Below are 19,636 nucleotides of genomic sequence, written 5' to 3' on the forward strand. Positions count from 1 at the left end.
CTTTTTTATTACTAATCGACCCTTACTCTTTCTTTTCGCTGCGCACTTCGCGCCAGAGTTTCATCGCCATCCACAGCAATACCGCCACGCCAAGTATCAATACGCCCCAAATCAGCACTGTCTGCCACTGGCTTTTCCGCTCAACGGGAGAAACCGCATTCAAGCGTGCCTCACCGCCTAAGGTGATTTGTTCTTGCGCCTGCGCCGAGGCGAAAGTCTCAAGCCCCGTTTCTTTGCGGAGTTCCGGTGGAATGAGCATCCCGATGTCCAGCGCAGCACTTTTTGCCGTTCTATTGCCCCATGCCAGAGTAAATGGCGCGGTACCCTGAGCGTTAAAGATCAGAATCTGGCTCTCCCGTTTGCCGGTAATTTCAGGAAGCGATTCAGGAAGGCGCGCGTTAAGCGTTGTTATTTTTACCGCCTGAACAGGTTCATTCGGCATAATAATCGGCGCAGATGCTTTACCATTTAGCTGATAGATAACCTGTTTCGCGAGCGGATGCCACTCATCACTTTCTGCACGACGCCAGGCCATTTCAATCGGTAACACCCCATCTTCGTGAAGGGTAATCTCCAGTGAAGTCAGCGGCTGCGGGTGCGACCAGTGCCACACCGCTTCAATTAGAGAAGTTTTACTCGCCGTGGCGGTCAGACTGATACGTTCCTGCGTTGGTGACTCATGCTCTCTTACAGCATTGACACCGGTTAGCTGAACCGAATGCGGCTGAGCGTCAAACACCAGCAACAAATAACGCAGCTTATTTGGCGTCATCGTTACATTTATGTCCAGTTTATCGAGGGTGAGCCTGTCGCTCCCACTGCTTAAGTCCATCAGCGGTGCGTCGTCGGAAAGCTGATTCCATTCCCGAAGGTCATAGCTGTAATAGAGCGAAACTTTACCTTGCCAGTTTTCTGCTGGCTTATCCCAGATAAGTTGCAACTGGGAAATATTGAGGGGTTGCTGCTGATCTTCTGGAAGCGTCAGCAAATAACTTTGCCCCATGCTTTTAACATTTTCACCTTCCAGCCGGATCTCAATCCCATTTTTTGAACGCAGGATAACCGACTCCGAACGTACGCCCGCTTGCTGGTTGGCTCGGGTATCCGCAGAAGAGTCCAGCGTGAAAATACGCAAAGCAACCGGTTCAGAAACCACAGCCGAAGAGGTTTGCGCCTCAAGACTAAACGGAACGGCTTCACCCTGATGGTTAAAAACGCGCACATCGCGCAGGTCTGGCCAGACGCTTTGTTGATAGACATTGAGTGGTAATTCAACACGATACCAGGGAGATGGCGCAGCCAGGTACAACTCGCTGCCATAGGCATAATCCTGTGGTGTCTGTGCTATTTCTTCCACGGCCAAAACGGGAAGTGCGGCGCATAACATTGCCCCGAGCATAAATCCTTTATTCCATTTCATTCCTCTTCTCCCTTTTTCAGCGCCAGCCCTGCCTTTGGTGGCAGAGGCGAGAAATAGCCCACAATCAATACCAGCACAGCCACGCCAATAAAGGCAATCGCCCGTGCCAGCCCGCCGCCTCTGGCGCTGTCTACCAGCATCAATTTTACAATCACAATTCCCAGCAGAACGGCCCCTGCTACCCATACCTGCCGTGAGCCCCGGCGTGTTGCGTAGAGCATGGTGACCAATGCCCCCAACATCCAGAAAAGGGCAAAGCTGGTTTGCACCAAACGCGATTGCCACAGGCTTCCAGCATACCAGGCAATATCGCCATAAGCCGCAAGTGCGCGTAGCAAAAGCCCATTTCCCCACCAGAACACCAGCCCTGCCATCACCATCAGCAGATACTGCCGACGTACTGCCCACGCAGGGACTTGCTGGAAAAGGTGACGTGCATAGCAGAACACAGCAAGTATCGCGAAACCGGCACCTTCCTCGAGTGGATTGACCAGCGGAATATAACGATGCTGGAAGACCACACCATCCAACAAATTGCCAAACACCAGCAGTAAAACCAGGATTGGCAGCACAGGAGCGACGCCCAACACATTGTAAACCACCGGCCAGTTTCTAAATGGCCATACATTACGTTTCGCGCCAGCCTGAACCAGCAAGATAATTATTGCCCCAAAGGCCATCGTCAATCCGGCTCGCCACGCCTCCATTCCCCAGCCCAGCGATTCGATAAACCAGTAATATTCCATCCCCAACGCCATCAATATCAGCCAGAAAAGGGATAAATGTAGCCCCTGAGAAATTTTTACAGGCTCCCTGTCACCTTCTTTCCACAGCATCAATACTGCCGATGGGAATGCGACGCACCAGGCAAGGTTTTTCCAGTCAAGGCTAAACAGATGTTGCTGTTCAGCCAATTGATAGCTCAGTCCCAGCAGGATTGCTGGCCACAAGAGCCATTGCGCCCATTTCATCTCCGGCCATGCCAGATTCATACTGCCGTAGCGCCATAACCAAACTGACAGGCCGACTAAGGCAAGCACGCCAAACCCGGCTGCCGGTTGAGTGTGGAACGCCAGCAACGAACCTCCGCTGAGCGCGACACACCAGAAAATTATCCCACCGGCGAGCAAAGCATGACTGATATAGGCCTGGATACCACGCCATAGCCACGCGGCAGCAAGCCAGGTCGCGCTCAAAATGGCAAAGATCATTAATGTTGAAAGGGGTCTCACATCGTCAATGCAAGCCCACATCGCGCTAAGCCACGCCAAGACCAGTAAACCGGTGCCGCTGTAACTCATACGGCGCTGATGTTGTTGAACACCCAGCCACAATATTCCCAACCCTTCCAGAGCCCAGGCCATTGATGTCCAACGAGCAGAGAGTGCCAGAGGGATAGCCAGCGTGGCGAAAGCCCCTCCCAAGGCAAGAGCCGCCAGAACCAAAGGTTTTCCTGCTGAAGGATAGCGTTTGAGTACCATCCAGCCGAGCATCAAGTAAGCGCCACCATAACTGAGTGCACTTAACGCCGGTCCCCAGACGAAGTGCTGTGTAATGGCATACTGCATGCCAAACCCCACCAGCGGCGGGGCAAACAGCAGTACCCCGTCGATAATGCGCGCCCCTTTATTTTGCGCACGCAACGATAAGGCCACGCTCAAGACACCAAACAATAAAATGTTCGCGATCAGAAATAGCTGGCAGCTCAGGTAAAACGCTGGCTGGTAGTCCTGCATTCCCCAAATTCCGCCAATACCAAAAGTGAAGAGCATTCCCAATAGATTGAGTTCACGCCAGTGCTGCCAGGCACTGATCGCCAGAATCCCACCAGAGAGCAACAAATAGAACGAGAAGAGAGCGACATGACTGCCTCCCCCGGTAGAAAGCAGTATCGGAGCCAGGTAACCGCCAAGGCTTGCAAGCATTGCCAGGCTCAATGCCCGCTGCAATACAGCCAGCGCAACACTTGCCGCACAGACCAGAATCAGTAACGCAAAAGCCAGCCCCATCGGCAGCATTTGCCACAACCGGAAAGCGCCAAAGATGGTCAAATAGAGCGTGCCTGTTGCCCCACCCTGTAGGATAAGCGCGTAGACCGGCTGTTTATGCCTAAGCCGCCAGCCAAATACCAGCAACACCAAAGCACCCAGCGCCACCGTTATCACCCGCAGTTCGAGTGGGAAAAGCGAGCGTTCAACGGTGTAGCGCAGCAGAAACGAAAACCCAAGAAATAGCAGGATAATACCCAGCTTTGCCAGTGGATTTCCGCGCATAAACCAACGCACCAGCGATGTCACCACGCCGCTAAGCAATTTGTCTTGTTCCGCAGGTGCCGTGTTTGTATCTACTTTTTCGTAAACTCGCTCAACCGAAGTTGAATTGTTGGCCCAGAGGTTTGCTACCACTGGGGCCGCAACATTTTGCGGCACATTTTCTGCGACAAACTCATCAGCGGCAATTTGAGAAGGTACCTGAGATGGCGGTGACGAAACCACTCCCTCCTCAACACTCAATGGCGAAGACGGCGATTCAGTACGATTTTGCTCGAGGGTTTCAATACGCTTTCTGAGCAATATTATTTCATCGCGCGCCTGCCCGCTTCGGCGCCATGCCCCAATAGCCAGAATGGGCGCAATCACCAAAACTAAAAATAGAACTATACCCGCAAGAATTATTAAATCGTCCATGTCATGACCTTCATCCAGGAAGAGGCATATTGTTTAACTTTGGCACACTAAATATCGGTACACCATTTACGACTGACAAACGGCAAAAAATAGGAATTTGTCCTGAGAGGATTATCCTGGTGGATATGATGACCCGGGGATTAAAACGCAAAACAAGAACATCCCATCACACCCCAGAATGCCCCTTCATCCGCAATCGGGATTGCCGATTTACGCGCAGTGTCATGCTGGTGACCATGCACATTACAACTCCCACAACACTGATGAACCTGCGCCATCATGCCAACTTTCGCGGCTTCTGGTGGTGCTGAGCGGTAATGTCCAGGCACAGTGGTGACCGGTGACCATTCAGGCACGACCGGAATTGGCGGCGGTGCCAACGGCGTAAATGCCCCAGCGGCATACACCACTTTCCCATCCACCAGCGTAAGCACCGATTCAATCCCTTTAATTTCATCCTCGGTTACTTTGAAGAAATCTTTCGAAAGCACGACCAAATCCGCCAGTTGCCCGGTTTTAATGCGACCTTTTTTACCTTGTTCACTGGAAAACCATGCGCTGCCTGCCGTCCACAACTCCAGTGCCACTTCGCGTGAAAGCCGGTTATTGTCGTCATACATTTGCATGCCGCCAACGGTACACCCCGATACCAGCCAGTAAAGCGCCGTCCATGGGTTGTAGCTGGCAACTCGTGTCGCATCTGTGCCTAATCCAACAGGGAGTTCAGCGGCAAGCATTTTGGCAATCGGTGGCGTTTGTTTGACGGCTTCGATGCCATAGCGTGCGGCATAATATTCCCCCTGAAACGCCATACGGTGCTGTACAGCAATCCCACCGCCCAACGCTTTAACACGCTCGATATTTTTCTCGGTAATCGTTTCTGCATGGTCGAAAAACCAATGCAAACCATTAAACGGGATATCGCGATTCACCTTTTCAAACACATCCAACATACGGCTGATGGATTCGTTATAGGTCGCGTGCAAACGGAATGGCCAACGATGCTCTACTAAATGGCGTACCACTCGTTCCAGCTCTTGCTCCATGCCTTCTGGCAAATCGGGGCGTGGTTGCAAAAAGTCTTCAAAATCAGCGGCGGAAAACACCAGCATTTCACCCGCGCCATTCGCGCGATAGAAATCCGTTCCCTGCCCCGGTTTGAGCATATCCGTCCATTTTTCAAAATCTTCCAGCTCATGCTGTGGGCGCTGGGTAAACAGGTTGTAGGCAATGCGCACCGTCATCTGTTTTTGCGCGTGAAGCTGGTCGACAATCTGGTAATCCTCGGGGTAATTCTGGAAGCCGCCCCCCGCGTCAATGGCGCTGGTCACGCCGAGTCGATTGAGTTCGCGCATAAACTGGCGCGTGGAATTAACCTGCATCTCCAGCGGCAGCTTCGGCCCTTTTGCCAGCGTCGAATACAAGATCATCGCATTCGGCTTGGCTATCAGCATCCCGGTTGGGTTGTCGTTGCGATCGCGCATGATTTCACCGCCCGGCGGATTGGGCGTCTCTTTGGTGTAACCCACCGCTCGAAGTGCCGCCTGGTTTAGCAGTGCACGGTCGTAAAGATGCAGCACAAAAACGGGCGTATCTGGAGCCGCCTCGTTGAGTTCTTCAAGCGTTGGCATACGGCGCTCAGCAAACTGAAACTCCGTCCACCCTCCAACCACACGTACCCACTGCGGCGAAGGGGTACGCAAAGCCTGCTCTTTTAGCATCCGCAGTGCATCCGCAAGCGATGGCACACCTTCCCAACGTAGCTCCAGGTTGTAATTGAGCCCTCCACGAATAAGGTGCAAATGTGAGTCATTAAGGCCGGGTATTACCGTATGGCCTTGAAGATCAACTCGCTGTGTTTCCCCACTCGCAAAGCTCATCACCCACGACTCATTTCCTACTGCGATAATTTTTCCGTCTTTGATAGCCACCGCTTCAGCCAGCGGCGCTTCGCTATCGAGCGTGTGAAACTGCCCGTTGGTGAGAATTAGTGAAGCAGATTGCGACATAACCTGTTCTCCTCGGTGAAACGTTATTTTTTCAGCCAGCCCGCAAACAGACGCGTCATGATGGGCATCCATAGCCACACCACTAACGCCACCACTAACGCGTCATTGATGAGATGTAACAAAAGCGACCCATGCAGCGAAGGGAAAATCATAGCGGTGATACGTGGCACTACATTAGTGCTTGGGAAAATCACGGCCAGCGTTATCAGGAATTGCTTCCACTGTGCCGGACGTTTGATCGTTGGTGTTTCCGGGGTGAACCAAAATGCATTTTCGGTGCGCACTTCCAGATGATCGTCCTGGCTGAGGATCGGTTTGATCTCATCAACCAATGCTTCACGCTCAGCCGATTTCGTCCAGGTGGTGAGATTCTCCAGCGTGTCGAAGCGGATAACGATGTTGTACACATCGTTCCCGGTCGTTGGGCGAATAACATGCACACCGCGATGCCCTGGATAACGAGCGGCGGCAGGCATGATTTTCTCAAGCCACTGCTCATAACGCGCGGCCTGCCCCGCTTTAAGGGCGTGAGTAATCACCAGCGTAACCGTGTTGTTGTCCGCCATAGATCAGGCTTTCCGTTCCGGCGCATCATGAACCATGGTGTAGGCATAATCGACCCCAATGCCATACGCGCCGCTATGCTCACGCACCAGATCCATTACTGCATCGTAAGTGTCGCGTCGCGCCCAATCGCGTTGGTATTCCAGCAGTACTTGCTGCCAGGTCACTGGCACCGCACCCGCCTGCACCATGCGGTCGATTGAGCGCTCGTGCGCATCCACCGACGTGCCGCCTGAGGTATCAGTCACTACGTAAACCTCGAAGCCCTCTTCTAGTGCCATTAGCGCCGGGAATGTCAGGCATACTTCGGTCCACAGCGCAGAGATAATCAGCTTCTTGCGCCCGGTCGCTTTCACCGCTGCAACAAAAGCAGCATCTTCCCAGGAGTTCATTGAGGTGCGTTCGATTGGGGTTATTTCAGGATGAACAGCCAGCAGTTCGGGCCAGATGTAACCGCTGAAGCTTTTAGTTTCGACCGAGGTATAAATGGTAGGAACGTTAAAGATCTTGCCCGCTTTTGCCAGCGCTACCGTGTTGTTTTTCAAAGCTTGGCGGTCAATATTGGCGACGCCAAAAGACATTTGTGGCTGATGGTCGATAAAAATCAGAGTGGAGTTGGTGGGGTCGAGAAGTTCACGTATAGACATAAAGTTTTCCTTAAATTTCATCTGATTGATTAGGGAGATAGTCCAAGCGGCTGCCTCCCAAACGGTATGAGATCTGGAAATGTCTAACTTAAGGGGATCTTATTGAAGGGAACGAAAACTAAGAATAGCACCGGTTTTCCCCTTCGCTCGGCAAAAGGGAAACCGGTTTCAGGATACCTAATTACGCCACACTGAAACTGAAACCGCAGGCAGCAACAGTTCGCAGTTTTCAAACGTCGCTTCACCTTCCAGCTGCGTCCAGACTTTGTCGTTTAACAGCGGTTCCCACGGCAGCGTGACTGCGGCTTGTTCACCACGGTTGATCGCTACCAGTACGCGCTCACCCTGGTAAACACGCACAAAGACCACCACGTCGCCTTCGGCGTAAATCACCTGACAGCCGCCGTGGCGCAAAGCGCGGCTTTTGTGGCGCAATTTGCCAAGGCGCTGGTAAAGCGCCAGCAAATCCTGATCCTGCCGATCGGGGTCCCATGGGAATGGCTTGCGGCAGAACGGGTCGTTATTACCATCCAGACCGACCTCATCGCCGTAGTAAACACAAGGCACACCAGGCCAGCAATACAGCCACACTACAGCCAGCGGCAATCGCGCAACATCCTTACCGAGGATCGACTTGAAACGTGCAGTGTCATGACTATCAAGCTGGTTAAACATGCGCAATTGCTGCTGCTGAGAAAGCCCCGCACGATATTCATCCATCCAGGCCATACATGTTTGTGCGTCGATATGCTGCGGATCGTAAGAAATATCGGTATTTGCAAGGAAGCCCCAGACTGGGAAAGTAAAACCGCGATAGTTCATCGCCGCATCTTCGGCGTCGGTCTGTAACCACTGGCGCGCATCACCAAAATGCTCACCCAAAATATAGGCTTCGGGATTAGTTTCTTTCGCCGCTTTGGTGATACCGCTGACGTGCAGCAAATTGTTTTTTGCCCCGCCCGCTTCACCAAGCATATGCACCACATCCAGCCGCCAGCCGTCGATGCCCCACGGTTCACGCAGCCAGTGGCGCACAACGCTGTCTTCGCCCTGGTAAATTTCATCAACTAGCGTGGCAGATTGATAATCGAGCTTTGGCAAACTGGAGTACCCAAGCCAGTCGAGCGCATGCCCCTCCTGGTTATAGCTGTAAAAATCACGCCATGGAGATTGTGGATTGTGGCTCGCCCCCTCTCCATGAGTTTGCTGCCTGTCAAACCACTGATGCGTATCACCACTGTGGTTAAACACCCCATCGAGCATCAGGCGCATGCCGTATTTCTGAGTATTTTTACGCAAACGTAAAAAGGCGTGATCGCCGCCGAACTGCACATCTACGTGGCGATAATCCTGAGTATCGTATTTATGTACGCTCGGCGCGGTAAAGATCGGATTGAGATACAGCGCGGTGACACCCAGCTTTTTCAGGTACGGCAGGTTTTCGCTAATCCCATCCAGATCGCCGCCATAAAATGTCGATCCGCCGGCATCTCCACTGAGCGGTTCGTCCCAATTGCGCAAAACAATGTCGCGTTTTGCCGCATGGTGATAATAAACCTGATCCTGCTCGGGCGAGCGTTGCTCACTACGCGCAAAACGATCGGGGAAAATTTGATAGAAGATCTGATCCTGTACCCATTGCGGGCCGTCATCCGGAAGATCAACCGCAAACTGCTCAAGTCTTGCAGGCGGAATTGATCCCAAACCTTGCGGTGTTAGCCAGCGCTGTTTATCCAACCACAGCAGCTTGAAGCTGTAGCGTCGGCGCGGCTGCCCTTCGGTTAGATCAATCACGCCGCGCCATGCCACCACTCCTTCTTCAGGAGCCACTTTTTGGCGCGTCATCTGTATTGAGGTTTCTTCATTATCCTTTTCGTAACGCAGAACTACACGCTGCGGTAAATCATCGCCAGAAACCCACAGCGTGATATACAACTTGTCTTTACGTGTTTGTATGAAAGGGGGCACCGGAAGGTGCCATGCATTCAACATAATCGTATCCCCAGAAAATTTATTGCGCCACCTTGCCACAGCGTAGCTGGCTATCACTCATCGTTGCTATTTTTATTGGGGGATGAAAGCGGGGGATGAGAAATTGAGCCGTTTGCTTAATAAGTTAGCGCTACCTATAGTGAGAATATTCTCACCGTTCAGGAGACCGTTATGTCTATCGTCCGAAATATTACGCTGCTTCTTTGCGTGGTCTGGTCTGCCAATTCTCTGGCAAATTCGGCTTACGAATCTCTGCAGTTTGGCAAATATAAACAGCAAATTATCAGTGACTTGAAGAAGGCTTGCCACCCGCAGAAGAAGACATCTGATGAGGTTTGGGCGAATAAAATCCTCTCTAACGAGGATAACAAAGCCTATATCCGTGATGCGAGGATTGCGCTTGAGCGCAACAACGAGAAAAACTACTGGGATGCAATAAGTAAAGTGGAATGCCCGGAGATGTAAGCAAGAAGGTGGATGTCGCTTTCGCTAGTCCACCTGACAACGGTGATTATACTCCGTTGCTGCTTTCGCTTGCGGCGAGTATCTGGCGGCGTTTGAATAGCCAACCGACCAACAGCAAAACTATCCACACACAGCCAACATACAGTGAAATGCGGGTGTCCGGGTGCCAGCCGATAAGCGCGATAATAAACACCAGGAACACTAGCCCGACTGCTGTAGTTGCAACGCCGCCCGGTACCGGGAATTTCAGCGCCTTTGTTTGTTCTGGTGAGAGTTTGCGGCGGAAAGCAATCTGCGACAGCAGAATCATTATCCATACCCACACGGTGGCAAAGGTTGCCAGCGACGCAATCACCAGGAAGACATTTTCTGGAATTAGGTAATTTAACACTACCGCCAGCAACAACGCGAAACACATCACTAAAACCGTCACCCACGGGATACCATTACGTGAGGTTTTAGCGAAGACTTTCGGCGCACTGCCCTGCTCTGCCATGCCGTGTAACATGCGACCCACGCCAAATACATCGCTGTTAATCGCAGAAAGTGAAGCGGTGATCACCACAAAGTTCAGAATACCTGCCGCCGCCGTTATCCCCATATGCTGGAAGGTCAGCACGAACGGGCTGCCTCCGGTTCCCACGAGGTTCCATGGGTAAATCGACATGATCACAAACAGCGTACCCACATAAAACACCAGGATACGCAGCGGTACGGAGTTGATGGCGCGCGGAATAGATTTTTCCGGGTCTTTCGCTTCACCGGCAGTAATACCGATGATTTCAATGCCGCCGTAGGCAAACATCACCATCTGCAATGACATAATCATGCCTATCCAGCCATTGCTGAAGAAGCCGCCATTGCTCCATAAGTTATGAATACCTGTTGGCTGGCCGCCGTTACCAATACCCCACACGATGATACCGATACCGGCAGCAATCATGATGATGATGGTGGCAACTTTAAAGAACGAGAACCAGAACTCCAGTTCGCCAAACACTTTCACGCTCATCAGGTTGATGGCACAGATAATCAATACAACGCTCAAAACCCAGACCCAATGCGGCACTGCTGGGAACCAGAGCCCCATATAGATACCGAAGGCGGTAACATCCGCAATCGCTACTATCAGGATTTCAAAACAGTAGGTCCAGCCAGTGATGTAACCCGCCAGCGGGCCAAGGTTATCTTGCGCGTAACGCGAAAATGAACTGGCTGAAGGGTTATGAACCGACATCTCACCAAGTGCACGCATAATGATATATGCAGCAACACCGCCAATGATGTAGGCCAGCAACACACTCGGCCCGGCCATTTTGATAGCATCTGCCGAGCCATAAAACAGCCCGGTGCCAATTGCCGAACCCAACGCCATAAAGCGTATGTGTCGGGTACTCAAGCCACGCTTAAGTTTATTAGCGTTTTCCATTGATTCCATACCTGCTTAACAATAAAAAAAACCACGGAGCTAAGCCCCGTGGTTGAACATAATTTTAATTTTTAGTGGGCGGCGGATGCCACCTGTCGCCCTGCGGCGCGGTCCCAAATGATGGCAATAACCACCATGACAACCGTTGGTGCCAGCCATGCCAACCCCTGATCCGCAAGCGGTAAACGCGCCGTCCAGGCTGGTAAAACATCACTGATTGCCGAAGCTTTAATCCCATCAAGAATACCGAACAAGGTACTGATGATCATTGCCGGAGCGATAACGCGAGTTGAATTATGCCACCACGGACGGGTGAAACTCAGTACCACCAGCGCAATACACGGTGGGTAAATCGCCGTCAGCACTGGAATCGAAATCTGAATCAAATGGCTCAGACCGAGGTTAGAAACCACCATCGAGAACAGGCCAAGGATAAACACCAGCGAGCGGTAAGACAGCGGCAGATACTGGCTGAAGAACTCAGCACACGCACAAGTCAGGCCAATCGCCGTTACCATACACGCCAGGAAAATCAGTGCCGCGAGGAAGAAGCTACCGGCACCACCGAAGGTATGAGCAACATACGCATGCAGAATTGCGGCACCGTTCGCGTTTTGATCGCTAACCAGCGATGCACTGTCAGAACCCAGTCGGAACAGAGCAAGGTAAATCAGCGTTAAACCAACACCTGCAATCAGGCCAGCCCAGATGGTATAGCGCGTCAGCAAACGAGATTCAGTAACGCCACGCGAACGCGCCGCGTTAACAATGACAATCCCGAAGACCAATGATGCCAGCGTATCCATGGTCAGATAACCATTGACGAAGCCGTTAGAAAACGCCGCATGTTGGTATGCTTCGGTCGCGGTGCTGATACCGCCTGCAGGCCACAGAATCGCGCCGACTGACAACGCCAATAACGCGACAATTTTTACCGGAGCCAGCACATGACCGACGGTATCCAGCAATTTTCCCGGATACAAAGAGATGGCCATAACAATGGCAAAATAAACCAGGCTGTAGATAAACAGCGCAAGTTCACTGCTGCCTACCAGCGGCGCAATCCCAACTTCGAAGGAGACAGTCGCTGTACGAGGTGTCGCAAACAGCGGACCAACGGCCAGATAACAAACGGTGGCCAACAGCACGCCAGCACGGCGGCCAATTGGCGAGCTCAGGCTATCAATACCACCACCAACGCGGGCAATAGCGACAATAGTCAGAACGGGCAGGCCAACAGCGGTGACCAGGAAGCCAAGGGAGGCAATCCAGACATGCTCACCAGCCTGTAAACCCACCATTGGCGGGAAAATGATATTGCCTGCTCCGACAAACAGCGCAAAGGTCATAAAGCCCAGTGCGAGGATGTCTCGAGATTTCAAATGATGAGTCATAAAATTTATGCAGCCTGTGGATGTGTGGTGTTGAAAGTATTCAAATTTTTATACCTGTTAACTCGGCATAAAAGCGGCAATTGGTAGTTACGACAGCGGAAAATCCTTTCCGGGATCGGTGGAGAAGAATAGTTGTTTGAATTACCACTCAAATCCAGTCGGACTACTAATTACAGGGCCGCAATTAAAACGCTTATAGCGAATGAAGGCAAGAAGGGATCCAAAAACCAGATTGATATACTTAAATTAACCATGAAAGCAGAGGATTAGTTTATCCATCAGAAATGATTATGGTCGTTTATATGGTTAAAATATCACCAACGGAGGGTTTTTGATTTACATCTGAGTAAAAAAAAGACAGACCAGAAGACTGGCCTGTGGAAAGTTATTTTGACACGGTTTGAGTAAGCTACTCTGCCTGAATGGCTTTCTCGTTAACAATGAGACGCTCAGGCAGTACAAAGGAAAACGTCGTTCCTATACCCAGTTGGCTTTCGATATGGAGCCGCGCATCGTGGTGGCTCAAAGCATGTTTTACTATCGCCAGCCCCAGTCCACTGCCACCGGTTTGCCGTGAACGCGCTTTGTCGACACGGTAGAAACGCTCGGTCAATCGCGGAATGTGTTCAGCTGAAATGCCAGGCCCCGTGTCTGCAACACTAAAGCAGGCACCACCGGCAATCCTTTTCCAGCTCACCGTAATATATGTGCCATCTGGCGTATGGTTTACTGCGTTGTATACGAGGTTTGAAATCGCACTGCGCAATTGTTCTTCATTACCAAACACTTTCAGGGTTGAGTCGATATCAAACTGTAACGTCTGTCTTTGCTGGCTGAGGGTTTGCGCTTCGCGCTCCACCACACGCAACATCAGTGGCACATCAATCTTTTCATTGAGCACCATCGCCGGAGCTGCTTCAATTTTTGACAGCGTGAGAAGCTGCTTAACCAGCCCTTCCATACGCGAGGTTTGTTCGCGCATGGTGCCCAGCGCTTTCTCGCGCAACGGGCCTTCAAGGGTTTGATCCTGCATCATCTCCAGGTAGCCTTGTAGCACCGTCAATGGTGTACGGAGTTCATGGCTAACGTTGGCAAAAAAGTTACGGCGTGCCCCTTCAAGTTGGTGCATCTGAGTCACATCACGCGCCACCAGCAGCCACTGTTCGTCGCTGTAAGGCATTACGCGAAATTCCAGATGACGGCCATTGTTGAGCACGAGAGTCAGCGGGCGAGCAAAATCTTTCTGCGACAAATAGCGTGTAAATTCAGGGTAACGCAGCAAGTTAAGGATGTTTTGCCCGTTATCGTCCGGCCAGCGTAAGCCCAGCAACTGTTGAGCCAGGCCGTTACACCAAAAAATCGTCCCTTCTTCAGTGGTAAGCACAACCGCATCGGGCAATGATTCCGCACCGCTACGAAAGCGCTTAATCAGGTTACCTAACTCTTTGCGGCGTTTTTTATTACGCAACTGCATCTGGTGAAGGCCGTAGAGCAACGGATCCCAGCTCCCCCGCCCTGGCGGAGGCGTCATGCTGCGATCAACCCACAACCACCACGACAAACGCAGCAAATTCCAGAAATGCCAAACCAGCAGCCCAGTGACTGCCAGTAATAAAAACCAGGGTAAATGGCCAAAAATAAGGCCTAAAATGACGGCAGGTATACAACAGAGCAGCAGCTCCAGTACCAGCCTTTTCCATGACAACCGTTCCAGCACGCGTCACTCTCCTGATAAGGAATTAAAAGCGGGTTGAGAACCGATAACCCGTACCGCGTACTGTTTGTACCATTCTGTCATGCCCACTATGTTCGAGCGCTTTGCGTAACCGCCGAATATGTACGTCCACCGTTCGGTCTTCGACATAAACATTGGTGCCCCATACATGATTGAGCAATTGTTCACGGCTATACACCCGCTCCGGGTGCGTCATAAAGAAGTGTAATAACTTAAACTCGGTTGGCCCCATATCCAGTGGGTTTTCACCGGCCATGACGCGGTGCGACGACGGATCAAGTGTTAGCCCCTGCATATCGATCACTTCTTCTACTGCCATAGGAGAAATACGACGCATGACAGCTTTAATGCGTGCCACCAGCTCCTTCGGGGAAAATGGCTTTGTAATATAATCATCAGCCCCGACTTCAAGGCCACGCACACGATCTTCTTCTTCGCCACGCGCTGTCAGCATCATCACCGGGATCTCGCGGGTCAATGCTTCACGTTTCAGATGTTTAATAAACTGAATACCAGAGCCGCCTGGCAGCATCCAGTCCAGCAAAATCAGGTCAGGAAAGGGTTCAATAAGCAGATTCACTGCGCTGTCATAATCTTCCGCTTCTACAGGTTGAAAACCGTTTTGTTCGAGCACAAAGCTCACCATCTCACGGATTGGAGCTTCATCTTCTACGACTAAAATACGCTTCGCCATGATTCGCCCTGCTCAAGGAATAATTATTGTTGTTTCAATGCGGCGCCATTATGCGTCAGATTTATGACAGATTTATGAAAAACATGACTGTTTGATGACCCATCACTTTGATTTATGACACAGAGACATATGCCGTTTTTTGCCTCGTCCCCTTATAATCGGGACTTCATTTTTAAGCCACCGGACAGGTCATGCGCATAATTCACACATCAGACTGGCATCTTGGTCAAAATTTTTATACCAAAAGTCGCGGTCCTGAGCACCAGGCTTTTCTTGAATGGCTGCTCAACGCTGTCGTTGAAAATGATGTGGATGCCATAATCGTCGCGGGTGACATTTTTGATACCGGCTCGCCGCCAAGCTATGCGCGAGAATTGTATAACCGCTTTGTGGTGCAGCTTCAGGCGACGGGATGCTCGCTCGTGGTGCTGGCCGGAAACCATGATTCCGTCGCGACGCTTAATGAATCTCGCGAACTCATGGCCTGCCTGAATACATATGTCATTGCCAGCGCCCGCCATGATACCAGCCAGCAAGCTATTGTTCTAAAATCCAAAAGCGGTCAACCCGGTGCGATTCTCTGCCCTATTCCATTTTTGCGCCCACGCGATATTCAAAATAGCCAGGCGGGGCTGTCCGGCCATGAGAAACAGCGTTCATTAATGGAAGCCATCAGCGAGCATTATCAACAGTGCTATCGCGCGGCCTGCGATTTACGCGCTGATGCCAGGCTGCCAATTATCGCTACCGGGCATTTAACTACAGTAGGCGTCACCAAAAGCGATGCGGTACGCGACATCTATATTGGCACGCTTGATGCTTTCCCGGCGCAGCATTTCCCGAATGCCGATTACATCGCGCTTGGCCATATTCATCGTGCGCAATTAATTGGCGGCACCGAACATATCCGTTACAGCGGTTCACCTATTCCGCTTAGTTTTGACGAAACAGGCAAGAATAAGAGCGTTTATCTGGTTGAGTTTAATGAAGGTAAGCTTCACGAAGTTACCCCGCTGACGGTTCCTGTCAGCCAACCTTTAGCCGTTATCAAAGGCTCGCTGTCTGAGATTGAACAGCAACTAGAACAGTGGCGTGATGCCCCCGCAGAACCCAAAGTGTGGCTGGATATTGAAATTGCCACCGACGAATATCTACATGATATGCAACGCCATATTCAGCAACTGACCGAAACACTCCCCGTGGAGGTGGTTTTGCTACGTCGCAGCCGTGAGCAGCGAGAGCGCGTAATTGCTCAGCAGCATAAAGAAACGCTGAGTGAACTGACGGTTGAGGAAGTATTTGAGCGCCGTTTGGTTCAGGAAGAGACCACCGAAGAACGCGCGCAGCGCCTGCGCACTCTGTTTGCTCAAACCGTAGCAAGCCTGCATGACACGGAGGAACAGGCATGAAAATCCTTAGCCTGCGGTTAAAAAACCTCAACTCCCTGAAAGGGGAATGGAAAATTGATTTCACCAGTGAGCCTTTTGCCAGCAACGGATTATTTGCTATCACCGGGCCAACCGGTGCGGGAAAAACCACGCTGCTCGATGCGATTTGTCTCGCGCTTTACCACAAGACCCCGCGCCTCAATACTGTCTCACAGTCGCAAAATGATTTAATGACACGAGACACCGCCGAATGCCTGGCGGAAGTGGAGTTTGAAGTTAAAGGAGTGGCGTACCGTGCTTTCTGGAGCCAGAACCGGGCACGCAACGCGGTAAACGGCAATCTGCAAGCCCCGCGCGTAGAACTTGCTGAAGTGGAAAGCGGCAAGATTGTCGCCGATAAAGTCAAAGATAAGCTCGATATCACAGCAAAACTGACCGGGCTGGATTACGACCGTTTCACCCGCTCAATGATGCTTTCGCAGGGGCAATTCGCTGCCTTTTTAAATGCCGATGCCAATGACCGGGCTTCCCTGCTTGAAGAGCTTACCGGAACTGAAATCTACGGCACCGTTTCAGCGGCAGTATTCGAAAACCATAAAAATGTGCGCAGCCAACTTGAGAATCTGCAAGCCCAGGCTGCGGGTGTGGCGTTATTAAGCGAAGAGCAGCGTCAGCAGCTTTCTGAGAGTTTGCAGGCACTTACTACTGAAGAAAAAGTACAGCTTGCAGAACAGATTAAACTCCAACAGCAGCAGCAGTGGCTCGGCCTGCTTTCGCAGCTCACGCAGAAGCATACGCAGACCCAACAGGCGTTGAATGCAGCAACCCATGCGATAACAGAAGCGGCACCGCAGTTAGAAAAACTCACCCGAGCGCAACCCGCAGAAAAATTGCGCCCGGACTGGAAACGGTTACAGGAATTACAAACCACTCTACAAGCAACGCGCATTAAAACTGAAGAAGTGAACACTCGCTTACTTCAGACAATGGTACGCCGCCAGCAAACCCGGCTCGCAGCAGCAAGCCAGGCTGCAAAACTAACTGATGAGAACACTCAACTTCAGGAATGGCTGAAAACCCACGGACATTTTCGCTTGTGGGGCGCAGAACTGGCGGGCTGGCGAATGGCTTTCAGTCAGCAACAGCGTGATGCCACTCAGCTACAAACTTTGCAACGAGATATCGACGCCAGTCAGAAAAAACTCGCTCTGCTGCCCGTCAGTGAATTTTCTCTTAGCGCAAATGAAGTTAGTGCTCATTTACAGACGACGATTGCCTCACGCCCTCAGCGCCAGAGGCTTGCAACGCTTCAACCGCAGATCTCCTCATTACTCAAGCGCAAAGCTCTTCAGCAACAAGAGCTCGCCATTCTTGAGAAACAGATTACCGAGGGCGATGCGCAGCTGGTGCTTAAACGTCAGCAATATAAAGAACGCCGCCAGCATGAGAGTGATTTGGAGAAAGTCTGTGAATTGGAAAAACGCATTGTCAGCCTGGAAGCTGAACGCGCCCTTTTGCAGCCTGAGCAACCCTGCCCATTGTGCGGCTCCACGCAACACCCGGCGGTCGCTGATTACCAGGCGATACAACCAGGTGAAAACCAGCAGCGCCTGGATAAATTAAAACTGGAAGTGGCAAGCCTTGCAGAAGCGGGCTTTGCGATGAAAGGCCAGCTTGATACACAGCGTAAACAACGTGAAAACCTGATTCATACCATTAAGGCTCTGGATGAAGAGGAAAATGAGCTGCGTGCTCACTGGCAACAACTGTGCGCCAGCCTGCAATTGGTACTGGCACCCGAAGATGATATTCAGCACTGGCTCGAAAGTGAGGAGCAGCGCGAACAACAGCTGCATCAGCTTAGCCAGCGCATTGTGCTGGAAGAGCAGCTAACTCAGGCGAAAGTCCAGCATCATAAACTTGCCGATGAAATTGCAACCCAACGCGAAGCGTTGAACACCGCCCTGGAAAATGTTGGCCTGCAACATCCCGCTCACGGTGAAGAAAATAACTGGCTGGCACAGCGACAGCAGGAATCGCAACTCTGGCAGCAACGCAGTGAACAGTTACCGCGTTTGCAGCAACAACTGGCAAGCCTTGAGGGTGTGTTAAGTGCCTTTATTGACGATGGCACCATCCCAGCGCTGCTATCCGAAAACGAACAAATCGCAGCATTACAAAACTGGCACCAGCTGCACAGCGATTGCATCGCACTAGAGAGCCAATGGCAAACGCTACAACAGCAACTGCAGCAAGAGGAAACTCGTGTTACTCAGGCAAACGCACAATTCCTGAGTGCGCTTGCCGCAAGTCCCTTTGCCGATGTCGAATCATTCCAGACCTCGTTGCTGGATGAAAACGAACGCCAGATGCTTGAGCAGAAAAAACAGCAGCTTGAGCAACAGCACCAGCAGCAAACCGTGCTCTGCCAGCAGGCTGAGAAAGCGCTAGCAGAGCATATTGCGGCTCGCCCGCAAGCACTTGCGGAAGATACACAACTGAGCGTACTGCAAGAACAACTGGCTCGCTGCAACAAACAGCTGCGCGAGAACACCACTCAGCAAGGGCAAATTCAACAACAGTTACAACATGACGTGGAAAACCGTCAGCGCCAACAAGGGCTGATGCAGGCCATTGTTGAGTGCCAGCAGCAAGTTGAAGACTGGGGTTATCTCAATGCGCTGATTGGCTCAAAAGAAGGCGACAAATTCCGTAAGTTTGCCCAGGGGCTAACGCTCGACAACCTGGTATGGCTTGCCAACAACCAGCTCAACCGACTGCACGGCCGCTATTTGCTACAACGAAAAGACAGCGAAGCGCTGGAATTACAAGTGGTGGATACCTGGCAGGCCGATGCGGTGCGTGACACGCGTACACTTTCTGGTGGCGAGAGCTTCCTGGTCAGCCTCGCGCTGGCACTGGCGCTCTCCGATCTGGTGAGCCATAAAACGCGTATCGACTCGCTGTTCCTTGATGAAGGCTTTGGCACACTGGACGCTGAAACATTGGATACCGCGCTAGATGCGCTGGATACACTTAACGCCAGTGGAAAAACTATCGGTGTTATCAGCCATGTTGAAGCAATGAAAGAGCGCATTCCGGTACAGATCAAGGTTAAAAAAATCAACGGATTGGGAGTGAGTCGCCTGGCGAAGGAGTTTGCTGTGGGGTGATTTTTGTCGATGACGCTGCGCTTATCTGAGCTACAGGCA

Annotated in this window: 13 protein-coding genes; 3 read left to right on the forward strand and 10 right to left on the reverse strand. The window is 51.5% G+C overall.

The window, feature by feature from the left end:
- Nucleotides 1–22 precede the first annotated feature (22 nt).
- The 6 genes from LVQ77_RS08435 to malZ form a co-directional block, all read right to left on the reverse strand.
- A complete protein-coding gene (locus tag LVQ77_RS08435) occupies nucleotides 23–1,420 on the reverse strand; it encodes a DUF3999 domain-containing protein (RefSeq protein WP_232904181.1) in 1,398 nt (465 codons plus the stop codon).
- Nucleotides 1,417–4,107: a DUF2339 domain-containing protein gene (locus LVQ77_RS08440; RefSeq protein WP_232904182.1), complete on the reverse strand. Its 2,691-nt coding sequence runs from the start codon at nucleotides 4,105–4,107 to the stop codon at nucleotides 1,417–1,419. The genes LVQ77_RS08435 and LVQ77_RS08440 overlap by 4 nt, the downstream gene beginning before the upstream one ends.
- A 140-nt stretch (nucleotides 4,108–4,247) precedes the next feature.
- The gene (locus LVQ77_RS08445) at nucleotides 4,248–6,116 is read right to left on the reverse strand and encodes an amidohydrolase (protein ID WP_232904183.1); all 1,869 of its coding nucleotides are present in this window, start codon (nucleotides 6,114–6,116) and stop codon (nucleotides 4,248–4,250) included.
- A 23-nt stretch (nucleotides 6,117–6,139) separates the two neighbouring features.
- A complete protein-coding gene (locus LVQ77_RS08450) occupies nucleotides 6,140–6,682 on the reverse strand; it encodes an antibiotic biosynthesis monooxygenase (RefSeq protein WP_232864086.1) in 543 nt (180 codons plus the stop codon).
- A 3-nt stretch (nucleotides 6,683–6,685) separates the two neighbouring features.
- Nucleotides 6,686–7,327: a hydrolase gene (locus LVQ77_RS08455; protein ID WP_232864085.1), complete on the reverse strand. Its 642-nt coding sequence runs from the start codon at nucleotides 7,325–7,327 to the stop codon at nucleotides 6,686–6,688.
- Between the two features lie 177 nt (nucleotides 7,328–7,504).
- Nucleotides 7,505–9,319: a maltodextrin glucosidase gene (gene malZ, locus LVQ77_RS08460; protein WP_232904184.1), complete on the reverse strand. Its 1,815-nt coding sequence runs from the start codon at nucleotides 9,317–9,319 to the stop codon at nucleotides 7,505–7,507.
- A gap of 171 nt (nucleotides 9,320–9,490) precedes the next feature.
- Between malZ and LVQ77_RS08465 the strand changes: the two genes are divergently transcribed.
- Nucleotides 9,491–9,784, forward strand: a complete 294-nt coding sequence (locus LVQ77_RS08465) for a YicS family protein (protein WP_064556978.1) — start codon at nucleotides 9,491–9,493, stop codon at nucleotides 9,782–9,784.
- A gap of 46 nt (nucleotides 9,785–9,830) precedes the next feature.
- Here the strand turns inward: LVQ77_RS08465 and proY are convergent, their stop codons facing one another.
- The 4 genes from proY to phoB all read right to left on the reverse strand — a co-directional run bounded on the left by proY (nucleotide 9,831) and on the right by phoB (nucleotide 15,036).
- Complete coding sequence (gene proY / locus LVQ77_RS08470; RefSeq protein ID WP_232864083.1) at nucleotides 9,831–11,213, reverse strand: proline-specific permease ProY; 1,383 nt, start codon at nucleotides 11,211–11,213, stop codon at nucleotides 9,831–9,833.
- A 71-nt stretch (nucleotides 11,214–11,284) separates the two neighbouring features.
- Entirely contained in the window at nucleotides 11,285–12,607 is a 1,323-nt protein-coding gene (brnQ, locus tag LVQ77_RS08475) for a branched-chain amino acid transporter carrier protein BrnQ (RefSeq protein WP_232864082.1), read from the reverse strand.
- 409 nt (nucleotides 12,608–13,016) lie between these two features.
- A complete protein-coding gene (gene phoR, locus LVQ77_RS08480; protein WP_232904185.1) occupies nucleotides 13,017–14,324 on the reverse strand; it encodes a phosphate regulon sensor histidine kinase PhoR in 1,308 nt (435 codons plus the stop codon).
- Between the two features lie 22 nt (nucleotides 14,325–14,346).
- Entirely contained in the window at nucleotides 14,347–15,036 is a 690-nt protein-coding gene (gene phoB, locus LVQ77_RS08485; protein WP_232864080.1) for a phosphate response regulator transcription factor PhoB, read from the reverse strand.
- A 191-nt stretch (nucleotides 15,037–15,227) separates the two neighbouring features.
- Between phoB and sbcD the strand changes: the two genes are divergently transcribed.
- Nucleotides 15,228–16,445, forward strand: a complete 1,218-nt coding sequence (gene sbcD / locus LVQ77_RS08490) for an exonuclease subunit SbcD (RefSeq protein ID WP_232904186.1) — start codon at nucleotides 15,228–15,230, stop codon at nucleotides 16,443–16,445.
- A complete protein-coding gene (gene sbcC / locus LVQ77_RS08495) occupies nucleotides 16,442–19,597 on the forward strand; it encodes an exonuclease subunit SbcC (RefSeq protein ID WP_232904187.1) in 3,156 nt (1,051 codons plus the stop codon). The genes sbcD and sbcC overlap by 4 nt, the downstream gene beginning before the upstream one ends.
- The last annotated feature ends 39 nt before the right edge of the window (nucleotides 19,598–19,636 follow it).

It is taken from the genome of Buttiauxella cochleicola (assembly GCF_021282435.1).
GTDB lineage: Bacteria > Pseudomonadota > Gammaproteobacteria > Enterobacterales > Enterobacteriaceae > Buttiauxella > Buttiauxella massiliensis.